Origin of the sequence: Novosphingobium sp. SG720, assembly GCF_012275365.1 — a bacterium.
Lineage (GTDB): Bacteria > Pseudomonadota > Alphaproteobacteria > Sphingomonadales > Sphingomonadaceae > Novosphingobium > Novosphingobium rhizosphaerae.
Genome location: NZ_JAAZQN010000002.1, coordinates 352063 through 363820 on the forward strand (window position 1 = coordinate 352063; position 11758 = coordinate 363820).

The following is an 11758-nucleotide window of genomic DNA, read 5'->3' on the forward strand; positions in this document are numbered from 1 at the left end:
GAATTTCTCGGCAATTTATGAACCTTCGATAAGTTGAACACTTGTCCGACGTCTGGCACAAGGGTCACTGCGCCTCGACGGGGGTCTATAGGCGCAAAAGGGACTTCAAACGGTGCCGGGGGGCATCGATGAAGGGGGAGTGACATGATACGTTCCGAATTGCTGCAAGCTCTGGCCAAAGATAGTCCCGGCCTTCGCGCCGAAGAGATCGAACGCGTGGTCGATGTCTTCTTCGACGAAATCGCCGGGCGGTTGGCCGATGGCGGACGGGTGGAACTGCGCGGTTTTGGCGCCTTTTCCACGCGTGAACGCGATGCCCGCAAGGGCCGCAACCCGCGCACCGGCGAATCCGTCGATGTGCCGGGCAAGCGCGTGCCCTATTTCAAGCCAGGCAAGGAGATGCGGATCCGGCTCAACGCCGAGTGATCTGCCACAGTGCGATGACAACGATCGCACGCCTGCACAGCGTGCGATGGCGAAAACGGGGAATTTGTTTTCGCCGATCCATTGCACTTTAGCCAAGAAATAGAGGCTGATGGCGTTCCGTTGAACGCCGACAGCGTCTAGCAGCGGCGTTGCCAGGGGCACGGCAGCGCCGTTACAGGGGGGGCAGGCAGCGTTTTCGCCGTTGCGATGGCGCTGCCTGCCATTCAAAAACCGGGTTGTGTGCGATCCCGTTTCGCGCAGCCAACCGGTTCCTTGAGCACGACTTTTCCCAAATGGGCCGATGTCGCCCGTGCGCTTTTTTGCCTGGCCTCTTGGCGGGGCAAGGCCAGCCTCCTATAGCCGTGGCTGCGTGCGGGCGTGGCGAAATTGGTCAGACGCAACGGACTTAAAATCCGTCGGGCTTTGCCCATGCCGGTTCAAGTCCGGCCGCCCGCACCATCCTGGCCGCAATCCGTCATCACACCACGCGTCCCGAAAGACCAACCTGGGCTCAATCCGGGGGTGTGCATGTTCGGGCGTTTGGCGCTGCTGGTGGTGGCGACGGCTGGATGCCCACCCGTCGCCCGCGCTCTCAGGCGCGCGCTTCCTGCACGCCGGCGCTGTTGTGGCGCAGGGCCTTGAGCACGGTATCGACGATGTGCGGCGCGTTGAGGCCGGCTTGGTCGTACTGCTTTTCGGGCGAATCGTGATCCTGGAACACGTCGGGCAGGCGCATGGTGCGGATTTTCAGGCCCGTATCGGTCAGCCCTTCGTCGCTGGCCATGGTCAGCACATGGGCGCCAAGGCCGCCGATCGCGCCTTCCTCGATGGTGATCACCACTTCGTGCGTGGCGATCAGGCGGCGGATCAGGTCATCGTCAAGCGGCTTGACGAAGCGCAAGTCTGCCACGGTGGTGGACAGGCCACGCGCGTCGAGCTGGTCTGCCGCCTTGAGCGCTTCGGCCAGGCGTGTGCCGAGCGAGAGGATTGCCACCTTGCTGCCTTCGCGCACCACGCGGCCCTTGCCGATCGGCAGCACTTCGGGAACGGTGGGCAGCGCCACGCCCACGCCGTTGCCGCGCGGATAGCGGAACGCAATGGGGCCGCTGTCATGCCGGGCGGCGGTGTGCACCATGTGCACCAATTCCGCCTCGTCTGCTGCGGCCATGACCACCAGGTTGGGCAGGCTGGCGAGGTACGTGACGTCGAACGAGCCGGCGTGGGTGGCGCCATCGGCCCCCACCAGCCCGGCGCGGTCGATGGCAAAGCGCACCGGCAGATTCTGGATCGCCACGTCGTGCACCACCTGGTCATAGGCGCGCTGCAGGAACGTGGAATAGATCGCGCAGAACGGCCGCATCCCTTGCGCGGCAAGGCCTGCGGCAAAGGTCACGGCATGCTGTTCGGCAATGCCCACATCGAACAGGCGATCGGGAAAGGCCTTGGCGAACTTGTCCAGCCCCGTGCCCGAAGGCATCGCGGCGGTGATCGCGCAGACCGTGGGATCGGTCTGGGCCTCGGCCATCAGGGCCTGGGCAAAAACGTTGGTATAGCTGGGCGGGCCGCCCGCGCTTTTCACCTGTTCGCCGGTGATCACGTCGAACTTCTGCACGCCGTGATACTTGTCGGCCGCGGCCTCGGCCGGGGCATAGCCCTTGCCCTTCTGCGTGACGACGTGGACCAGGCACGGCCCTTCGGCCGCGTCGCGCACGTTTTCCAGAACCGGGATCAGCTGGTCCAGGTTGTGCCCGTCGATCGGGCCGACGTAGTAGAATCCCAGTTCCTCGAACAGGGTGCCGCCCATAGCCATGCCGCGGGCAAATTCGTCGGTCTTCTTGGCGGCCTGATGCAGCGGGCGGGGCAGGCGGCGCGACAGCTTCTTGGCCAGTTCGCGCAGTTCCAGGAAGGGCCGCGAGGATACCAGCCGCGCAAGATAGCCCGAAAGCCCGCCCACCGGCGGCGCGATCGACATGTCGTTGTCGTTGAGGATGACGATCAGGCGGTTGCCGGCAGCCTCGGCGTTGTTCATCGCCTCGTAGGCCATGCCCGCGCTCATCGCGCCATCGCCGATCACGGCAATCGCCTTGCCCGGCTTGCCCGCCAGCTTGTTGGCCACGGCAAAGCCAAGCGCCGCCGAAATCGACGTGGAGCTGTGGGCGGTGCCGAACGGATCGTATTCGCTTTCGCTGCGCTTGGTGAAGCCGGAAAGCCCGCCGCCCTGGCGCAGCGTGCGGATGCGGCTGCGGCGGCCGGTGAGGATCTTGTGCGGATAGGCCTGGTGGCCCACGTCCCACACCAGCCGGTCTTCGGGCGTGTTGAACACGTAGTGGATCGCGGTGGTCAGTTCCACCACGCCCAGGCCGGAACCCAGGTGGCCACCGGTCTGCCCCACGGCCGAAATCATTTCGGCGCGCAGTTCGTCTGCCAATTGGCGCAACTGGCCCGGGGCCAGGCGGCGCAGGTCGGCGGGGGTATCGACGGTGTCGAGCAGAGGCGTGGCCGGAATTGCGGTCATCATCGCGCCTTACACCCCTTGTTCCGCCCTGTCGAGAAAACCCCTATGGTTCGCACCAAGGGGCGTGGAAACAAGCAGTTCATGGTCACAGCGCGCGATCGAGCGCGTGCAGCGCCAGGCCCACCAATCCGCCCACCAGCGTGCCGTTGATGCGGATGAACTGCAGGTCGCGGCCCACCGCCCCTTCGATCCGCGCGGTCACGGTGCGTGCGTCCCAGCGACGGATAGTTTCGGAAACCAGGCGCACGATCTGCCCGCCATAGCGGCTGACGATCCCCACCAGGGTGCGCCGGGCAAAGCGATTGACCAGCAAGGCGAGGCGCCCGTCGGTCTGCAAGGCGCGGCCCAGATCGGCCAGTGCCACGCCAACCTGACCAGACAGCGCGCCGCCAGCGCCGCCGCGCACCGCCGCCAGCAAGCCGCCCCGCGCGCGTTCCCACAAGGCGTCTAGCCAGTCGGTAAAGGCTGGATTGTCGAGCAATTCGGCTTTCATCTGCGCCACGCGGGCACCCATCGCGGGATCGGCCACAAGGTCGTGCGCCAGCTGCTCCAGCCCTTCCACGATCTTGATGCGCAGCGGGTGGTCGGGGTGCACGACGGCTTCGGCAAGCAGCTTGTAGATGCCGTCCAGGATCGTGTTGGCCAGGCGCTCGTCCAGCTTGACCAGCCGCACCAGGGCATTGGCGCGATCGTGGATCAGGTTGCGCAGCAGCGCTTCGTTGGCTTCCAGGGTCTGCGCGGTCTTGCCCAGCAGGGCCTCGATCAAAGGCACGTGCCGCCCATCGGCGATCATCGCCTGCAGCATCTGGCCCAGCAGTGGGGCCAGGTCGATCCGGTCGATCTGCTGGCGCAGCGCCTGCTTGGCCATGCCACCCAGCTTTTCCCGATCGAGCGATTCGAGGATATCGGCGGCCAGGCTTGCCGCGCCCGCCGCCAGGCGGCCTTGCTCCCCGCCGGTCTTGGGTGCGGTCAGGAACGCGCCGGCTGCACCTGCCACGTCCAGCCCGGCCATGCGGCGGGCCACCACCTGGGGCGTGAGGAAATTGGATTGCAGGAAACCCGCCAGCGAATCCGCGATGCGATCCTTGTTTTCAGGGATGATCGCGGTGTGCGGGATCGGCAGGCCCAGCGGGTGGCGAAACAGCGCGGTGACGGCAAACCAGTCGGCCAGGCCGCCCACCATCGCCGCTTCGGCAAAGGCGCGCAGGTAACCCCAGGCCGGCGCCGCACCAGGCGCGGCCAGCATCGTGCGCGCCAGCACGAACAGCCCCGCCATGGCCACCAGCAGCCCCGTCGCCACCAGGCGCGTGGTGCGCGCCCGGTCGACCGACGGGAACAGGGGCCTGAAGGGACGGGCCGCGCGGCGGGAAGCAATGGTCACTCCGCCGGGAATGCCTCATGCGCGGCGAGGTTCCCGGCAACGGGGGGCTTGCGTGGTTCGCTGGTCAGCACGTGGCGGGCAAGCCAAGGGCCCAGGCGTTTTTCCAGGCCATCGGCCAGGCTGAAGCCGGCGGGCACGATCAGCAGGGTCAGCAAGGTGGACAAGGCGAGGCCGCCGATCACCACGGTGCCCATCGGCGCGCGCCAGCCGGCATCGCCGCCCACGGAAATCGCCGTGGGGACCATGCCCGCGATCATCGCCACCGTGGTCATGATGATCGGCTGCGCGCGCTTGTGCCCGGCTTCGGTGATGGCGTGCAGCTTGTCCTTGCCCGTCGTCATTTCCTCGATCGCAAAGTCGATCAGCAGGATGGAGTTCTTGGCCACGATCCCGAACAGCATCAGCACGCCGATGAACACCGGCAGGCTCAGTGCCTGGCCCACGAAGCCGAGCAGCAGCAGCCCGCCCAAAGGCGCCAGGAACAGCGAACCCATGTTCACCAGCGGCGAAACGAAACGGTGGTAGAGCAGCACCAGCACCGAGAACACCAGCAGCACGCCCGTGGCCAGCGCGATGAAGAAGTTGGCCAGCATTTCCTGCTGCCAGCGGTCTTCGCCAGCCGGGGCGTTGGACACGCCGGTGGGCAGGTCCTGCATGATCGGCAGCTTGGCAATGGCATCCGTCGCCGTGCTTTTCACCACGCCCGGCGGCAAGTCTGCCCCCACGAAGATGCGGTGGTTCTGGTTGTAGCGCTGGATCGTGGTCGGGCCCGAGCCGAAGCCGATGCTGGCCACGCGCGCCAGCGGCACCGAACCGCCGGTGGAGGTCTGCACCGGCATGTTCTCGATCGTGGTGAGATCTCGGCGCGAATCGATCGGCAGCTTCACCCGGATCGGCACCTGGCGATCCGACAGCGAGAACTTGGCGCTGTTCATGTCGATCTCGCCCTGCGTGGCGATGCGGATCGTCTGGCTCAGCGCCTGGGTGGTCACGCCCAGCGAGGCGGCCAGATCGAGGTGCGGGGTGATGACGATTTCCGGGCGGCGCAAGTCGGCGCTGATGCGCGGCGCGACCACTTGCTTGAGTCCGCTCATCTGCTGCACCAGGGTCTGCGCCGTGCGCTGCAAGAGGTCGGGATCGGAGCCCGAAAGCATAATGCTGATCGGCCGGCCCGAACCGCTGCTGCCGCCCCCGCCGTTCTGATCCTGGAACGTCACGCGGGCATCGGCGATATGTTGCAGGCGCGGCGTCAATTCACGTTGGAATTGCAGGCTGGTGCGCGCGCGGTCCTTGCGCAGGGTCATGATGATGCGCCCGCTGCCTTCGGTGATACGCTCCAGCGCCACGTCGATTTCGGGCTCGTTCTTGATCAGGGCATAGACTTCGTCGAGCTTGGCGGCCGTCTGCTCGATCGTGGTGCCGGGCACCATTTCCACGTTGATCTGCGAGAAATCGCTGTCGGTATCGGGGAAGAACTGGGTGGGGATGACCAAGAACATCGCGCCCGTCAGCAGCAGCGCACCCAGGCCGATGCCCATCATCCACAAGCGGTGGTCGCGCAGCCGGGCGCGCACCCGGCGGCGCGGATGCAGCGCGCGATAGGCGGCCGCCTTGCTGGTATCGAGCGACCAGCGCAGCACGGCCATGTAGCGGTCCATCCACGGCCCTTCGCCGTGGGGAATGTCGCGCTGGTCCCGCTTGAGGAAATAGGCCGCGACCATGGGCGTGATCATGCGCGCCACAAGCAGCGAGAACAGCACGGCCACCACCACGGTCAGGCCGAAGTTCTTGAAGAACTGGCCCGAAATGCCGGGCATCAGGCCCACCGGCAGGAACACCGCGACGATCGAGAACGTGGTGGCCACCACGGCCAGGCCGATTTCGTCGGCCGCGTCGATCGAGGCCTGGAACGGTGTCTTGCCCATGCGGATGTGCCGCACGATGTTCTCGATTTCCACGATGGCATCGTCCACCAGCACGCCCGCGACCAGCCCCAGGGCCAGCAGCGACATGGTGTTGAGCGTGAAGCCCATCAGGTGCATCACGGCAAAGGTGGGAATGGCCGAAAGCGGAATGGCGATGGCCGAAACGAACGTGGCCCGCCAATCGCGCAGGAAGAAGAACACCACGATCACCGCCAGCACCGCGCCTTCGACCATCGAGGACATCGAGGTGTGGTACTGTTGCTTGGTATAGTTCACGCTGGTGAACAGCCGGGTGAAGCGGATCTTGTGGCCCTGCTCGGCCGAAATCTTGGCTAGTTCCTTGACCGTCTCGTCATAGACGCTGACATCGGATTCGCCGCGCGCACGGGCGATGCTGAACGTCACCACCGGCTTGCCGTTGAACTTGGCGATCGAGGTGATTTCGCTGAAGCTGTCGCGCACGTCGGCCACGTCGGACAGGCGGATGACGCGGCCCGCCGAAAGCGAGATCTGCGTCTGGCCAAGGTCGAACGCCGAATGGGCATTGCCCAGCACGCGCACCGACTGGCGCGCCCCGGCCACTTCGGCCTTGCCGCCCGCGGCGTTGAGATTGACCGCGCGCAGGGCGTTGTTGACCTGGATCGCGGTGACGCCGAACGATTTCATCCGCATGGGATCGAGCGTGACGGCAATCTCGCGCGTCACGCCGCCGGCGCGCTTCACTTCGGCCATGCCGGGAATGGCCAACAGCCGCTTGGCGATGGTGTCGTCCACGAACCACGACAACTGCTCGATCGTCATGTCGTCGGCCGAAACCGCCCAATAGGCGATCGGGTCCGACGAGGTTTCCGCCTTGAACACCTGGGGTTCGAGGATGCCGTCGGGCAGGTCGCCGCGCACCTGGTCCACCGCGTTCTTCACTTCGGCCACCGCGCCATAGATATCGGTGCCGATCTTGAACTGCACCATCGTCTGGCTCGCGCCTTCCGATGCAGTGGAGGTGATCGTGTCCACCCCCGAAATCGTGCGCACGGCCGATTCCACGCGCTGGGTGATCTGGGTTTCGATTTCGGTCGGCGCGGCGCCGGGCTGGCTGATCGACACGATCACCAGCGGGAATTCGATATCGGGCTGGTCCTGCACCTTCATCAGCATGAAGGAGACCAGGCCCGCCAGGGTCAGCCCCAGGAACAGCACGATGGGAACGACCGGGTTGCGGATCGACCAGGCCGAGAGATTGCGAAAGTTCATGGCCGTTCCCCTGGTCCGATTGATGGGCTGCGATCAGTGCGCCGGGATTACTGGGCTGGGGCCGCGGAACCGGCCAGCACCGGTCGCACCGTGTCACCGGGGTTGAGGAAGCCGCCCGCGCGCAGCACCACGCGTTCGTTGCCGGTCAGCCCTTCGCGCACGACGATGCCCTTGGCGTTCACGTCGCCGATCTTCACCGCGCGGCGCGTCACCTTGTTGGCGCTGTCGAGTACATAGACGAAGCTGCCGTTCTGATCGCTCAGGATCGCGGTTTCGGGCAGGATCGGCGCGGTTGTCGTGCCGCTGTGGATCGTGGCGCTGGCAAAGCCGCCGGGCCGCAGCGCGGGATCATAGCGCAACGCGATGCGGGCAATGCCTTCGCGCGTGGTGGGATCGATGGTGGGGGCAACCTGCCACACCGTGCCGGGAAAACTCTGCGTCGTGCCCACCGGATTGACCTGGGCGGTCACGCCTTCGTGCATGCGCGCCAGATCCACTTCGGCCAGGCGCGCCTGCATTTCCAGTTCGCCATCCTTGGCCATGCGGAACAGCGTGCCGCTGCCCGAGCTCACGATCTGACCCGGTTCCACGCCACGCGTCAGCACCAGGCCGTCGGCCGGGGCGACGATGTTGAGCCGGGCGGTGTTGGCGCGCAACTGCCCCAGCGTGGCGCGGGCCACGCGCACTTGCGCCACGGCGGCATCGCGGGTGGCGGTCAACTGGTCGATGTCTGCCTTGGAGATGAAGCCCTTGGCCACCAGCTTGAGCGCGCGATCGAGATTGCTCTGGGCGATCCGGGCGTTGGCTTCCTGCACTTCCACCCCGGCTGCCTGGCTGGCCACCTGCTGCACCTGGACCGAGCGATCGACCACGGCCAGCACCTGGCCGGCGTGCACCCAGGTGCCCGCATCGACCAGCACGCTCACCACGCGGCCCCCTTCACCGGCGATGCCCACGGGCATTTCGCGCTTGGCCGCGATCACGCCGCTGGCCACCACCGTGGCGTCGACCGTCTGCTGTCCCGGCGCCACGACCGTGACGGTCTGGGCCTGGGACTGTGCATCGGCGGCAACCTCGGCCCCGCCGTTGCGGTGCATCAACCACCAGGCGAGCGCCAGCAGCACGACAAGCCCGGCCCCGATGGCAAGGCCGCGCAGCCGATTGCCCCGGGTGGCCGGCATATCGGCCAGGCTGTTCATGTCTTGCGTCTTGTCCAGCAGAATTGCCTCCCCGGCCGTCAGGCCCCGCGCGGCAACCGTGATGGCGCCGCGTGGCCCTGGCCACGATCCCCTGTGCTCGTCCCGCCGCCACGCCAGGCGCAGCGGTGGGACGTGCGGTGTAGTCCCAACCTCAATCAAGCGCGTGCGGCCGGAAACCCGGCTGCACGCCATCGCAACGGATGGCCCGATTGCGACGGAACCAGCGCTGCAACCGGCACGATGCGGTTGCCATGCACGCCGGTCGCCGGCCCCGGTTGCCGACATGGCCCCCGCCTTGCGGACATCGGCGCGAACCGCGCAACATCCGAAGGTTCCTTACCTTGCCAGTATTTACCCCGCTATTAGCTGGCGCAACGACCAGTTGCAATCACGGCTCGACAAACAACGTCTGGCCCCAACAGGACTGGGCCATGCCATTGATAAAAATATCGCCGCCATTTTGGTGCGGTTGCAACATCGCGCGTGCGGGGCAGCAATGGCCGCGCGGTCCGGGCCAGCCGATCCGGCTGCCCGTGCATGCCAAAACGGCCGCCCGGGTTGCCCCGGACGGCCGCACCGTGGATGGCGGTGTCGCGCATGCGTGGCCGGCCGCACGGGGGCCGGGGCAGGCGCGTGATCAATACTTGAGCTGGCGCTCGTAAAGGTCGCGATAGTGCTGGATACGGGTGACCCGCAGGCCCTGCATGCCCGAACGGTCGACCGCGCGCTGCCATGAGGCGAATTCTTCCAGGGTAAGGCCATAGCGTTCGCAGGCCTCGTCGATGGTCAGCAGCCCGCCGTTGACGGCGGCCACCACTTCTGCCTTGCGCCGCACCACCCAGCGGGTGGTGTTGGCGGGGGGCAGGCTGTCGAGCGTCAGGGGTTCACCCAAGGGGCCAATAACCTGCGCCGGCCTGATTTTCTGGTTTTCGATCATGGCACTTCTCGTCGGTCAGCTGCGCCTTTGCGCGGGGGGGACGGCCTGTTTGGCTTCATCACCGTTGTGCTTCCCTCCATTTTGCCATTCGCTGAAGAGGTTGGGTTAACAAGATCTTCATGACCTACTCTGTGATGTCCTGCCCCGTGCAACATCCAGGCTGCGACCCGATGGAAGCTGCCGAGGCCCGTGCCGCCTGGCATTGCCAGTGCAGCATCCCGCGACACCCGTCGCAGGTCCTGTGCGGCTTCCAGCCGGGCACAGAATTCGGCCCAGTGCAGCTCGCGCAGCACTCCTGCCGATTCGGCGCCCACCAGGCCGCGCAGATCGTCGAAACCCAAGTCCATGGACCCGACATAGGCCCAATAGGGATAAAGGAGTGTAAAACGGCTCTTTACAAAAAATTAACCAATTGCCCAGTGGGCTTGCCCCCATGCGTGCCATTTTTGCGCTGAAACCCGTGGGAAAAGCGCCTATGGGCGCCCCATGGCGCATTGTATTCCCCCTTCCGCGATCCCGCATTCCGTGCCCGATTTTGGTGACCTGGCCGATCCGCTGGCGTTGTTCGACCTGGCGACCCCTGCCTCGGCGCGGCGCATCGTGGTGGCCATGTCGGGCGGCGTGGATAGCTCGGTCGTGGCCGGGCTGGCGGCCGCGAGCGGCGCGGAAGTCATTGGTATCACGCTGCAATTATATGATTACGGTGCTGCCACGGGGCGCAAGGGCGCCTGCTGTGCGGGCGATGACATCCGCGATGCCCGCGCCGTGGCCGATCGGCTGGGCATTGCCCACTATGTCTTCGATCACGAATCGCGCTTTCGCGAGGACGTGGTCGAACGCTTTGCCGACGATTACCTGGCCGGGCGCACGCCGATTCCCTGCATCCGCTGCAACATGGGGCCCAAGTTCACCGATCTGCTGGCGATGGCGCGCGAACTGGGCGCCGATTGCCTGGCCACCGGGCACTATGTGCGCCGCGTCGCCACGCCCACCGGCGCGCAACTGCATCGCGCCGCCGATCCGGCACGCGACCAGAGCTATTTTCTCTATGGCACCACGCAGGAACAGCTCGAGTTCCTGCGTTTCCCGCTGGGCGGCATGCCCAAGCCGCAAGTGCGCGCGCTGGCGCAGGCCATGGGCCTCGCCGTGGCCGCCAAGCCCGACAGCCAGGACATCTGCTTCGTGCCCGATGGCGATTACGCCAAGATCGTGCGCAGCGTGCGCCCCGAAGGCGGGCGGCCGGGCACGATCGTCCATGCCCAGACCGGCGAGGTGCTGGGCCAGCACCAGGGCGTGATCCACTATACCGTGGGCCAGCGACGCGGGTTGGAAATCGGCGGCCAGCCCGAACCGCTCTATGTCGTGGGCCTGGATGCCGCCGATGCCCGCGTGCTGGTCGGCCCGCGCCGCCTGCTCGGCGTGGCGGCCGCGCGCGTGATCGAAACCAACCGCATCGGCCCGCTGCCCACGGATGAGCCGCTGACTGCCAAGGTGCGCTCGCTGGCCAAGCCTGTGCCGGTCGTGCTCGACGGCCCCTTCGGCGATGGCGCGGCCACCACGCTGCGCTTTGCCGCGCCCGAATATGGCGTGGCGCCGGGCCAGGCGGCGGTGCTCTATGCCGGGGATCGCGTGATCGGCGGCGGCTGGATCGACGGCACGGAGCCTGCCGAGGCCATTTCCATTTAATCCCGCCAGGGTTGCAACTGGCAGCCCCAGCCTTCGCGATAAGTGGCGGTCTGCGCGGCGGCGAGCGGCACGCTGGCGGTCACCGTGTGGGCGCCGGCGTCTTCGGCCAATGACACCGGAAAGCGCCCCTTGGGCATGTCCTTGTCGCAGTCGCCCAGCGCGCGCCCGCCCACATAGCGGCACGAACAGGCCAGCCGTGCCGCGCGGGCCGCTTCGATTCGCGCGTTTTCGCGGGCCGGTCGCCAGACAAACGATACGAAGACCACGCCCAGCCCCAGCGCCAGACCGATCAGCAGGCCCAATCCACGCCAGGCCCAGCGCCGCGCAGGGGGGCGTCCAGGCGGCCGGCCGGAAGACGACGGACTGCCATAATGGAGCGGATCATTCGGGGAAGAAGAAGCCTTGGTGGTTGCCATGTGCATTCGATCTGGTGGAAAG

General features: G+C 66.5%; 8 protein-coding genes and 1 tRNA gene. 3 read left to right on the forward strand and 6 right to left on the reverse strand.

The features are described from left to right. Positions 1-144 precede the first annotated feature (144 nt). On the forward strand, positions 145-426 hold the full coding sequence (locus tag FHW94_RS11015; RefSeq protein WP_022677879.1) for an integration host factor subunit beta: 282 nt from the start codon (positions 145-147) through the stop codon (positions 424-426). Positions 427-798: 372 nt separating this feature from the next. Next, positions 799-885: transfer RNA gene (locus FHW94_RS11020), tRNA-Leu, on the forward strand. Between the two features lie 133 nt (positions 886-1018). Here the strand turns inward: FHW94_RS11020 and dxs are convergent. The 5 genes from dxs to FHW94_RS11045 all read right to left on the reverse strand — a co-directional run bounded on the left by dxs (position 1019) and on the right by FHW94_RS11045 (position 9634). After that, positions 1019-2941: a 1-deoxy-D-xylulose-5-phosphate synthase gene (dxs, locus tag FHW94_RS11025; RefSeq protein ID WP_168555867.1), complete on the reverse strand. Its 1923-nt coding sequence runs from the start codon at positions 2939-2941 to the stop codon at positions 1019-1021. An 85-nt stretch (positions 2942-3026) separates the two neighbouring features. Beyond that, entirely contained in the window at positions 3027-4217 is a 1191-nt protein-coding gene (locus FHW94_RS11030; protein ID WP_168556099.1) for a DUF445 domain-containing protein, read from the reverse strand. 101 nt (positions 4218-4318) lie between these two features. Beyond that, the gene (locus FHW94_RS11035) at positions 4319-7498 is read right to left on the reverse strand and encodes an efflux RND transporter permease subunit (RefSeq protein WP_168555868.1); all 3180 of its coding nucleotides are present in this window, start codon (positions 7496-7498) and stop codon (positions 4319-4321) included. 47 nt (positions 7499-7545) lie between these two features. Beyond that, positions 7546-8697 carry an efflux RND transporter periplasmic adaptor subunit gene (locus FHW94_RS11040; protein ID WP_168555869.1) on the reverse strand — a complete coding sequence of 384 codons (1152 nt, stop codon included), beginning with the start codon at positions 8695-8697 and terminating at the stop codon, positions 7546-7548. A gap of 637 nt (positions 8698-9334) precedes the next feature. After that, positions 9335-9634, reverse strand: coding sequence for a DUF1153 domain-containing protein (locus FHW94_RS11045; protein WP_110764137.1), 300 nt, complete (start codon positions 9632-9634; stop codon positions 9335-9337). A 543-nt stretch (positions 9635-10177) separates the two neighbouring features. Here FHW94_RS11045 and mnmA point away from each other — a divergent pair. Beyond that, complete coding sequence (gene mnmA, locus FHW94_RS11050) at positions 10178-11320, forward strand: tRNA 2-thiouridine(34) synthase MnmA (RefSeq protein ID WP_246866102.1); 1143 nt, start codon at positions 10178-10180, stop codon at positions 11318-11320. Here the strand turns inward: mnmA and FHW94_RS11055 are convergent. Beyond that, positions 11317-11622: a hypothetical protein gene (locus FHW94_RS11055; RefSeq protein ID WP_210425606.1), complete on the reverse strand. Its 306-nt coding sequence runs from the start codon at positions 11620-11622 to the stop codon at positions 11317-11319. The genes mnmA and FHW94_RS11055 overlap by 4 nt on opposite strands. Positions 11623-11758: the final 136 nt, after the last annotated feature.

Bases quoted from the DNA above. Each gene is read 5' to 3' on its own strand.
- dxs (WP_168555867.1), bottom strand. From the start codon at position 2,941: ATGACCGCAATTCCGGCCACGCCTCTGCTCGACACCGTCGATACCCCC.
- FHW94_RS11040 (WP_168555869.1), bottom strand. From the start codon at position 8,697: ATGAACAGCCTGGCCGATATGCCGGCCACCCGGGGCAATCGGCTGCGC.
- FHW94_RS11030 (WP_168556099.1), bottom strand. From the start codon at position 4,217: ATGGCGGGGCTGTTCGTGCTGGCGCGCACGATGCTGGCCGCGCCTGGT.
- FHW94_RS11035 (WP_168555868.1), bottom strand. From the start codon at position 7,498: ATGAACTTTCGCAATCTCTCGGCCTGGTCGATCCGCAACCCGGTCGTT.
- FHW94_RS11015 (WP_022677879.1), top strand. From the start codon at position 145: ATGATACGTTCCGAATTGCTGCAAGCTCTGGCCAAAGATAGTCCCGGC.
- FHW94_RS11045 (WP_110764137.1), bottom strand. From the start codon at position 9,634: ATGATCGAAAACCAGAAAATCAGGCCGGCGCAGGTTATTGGCCCCTTG.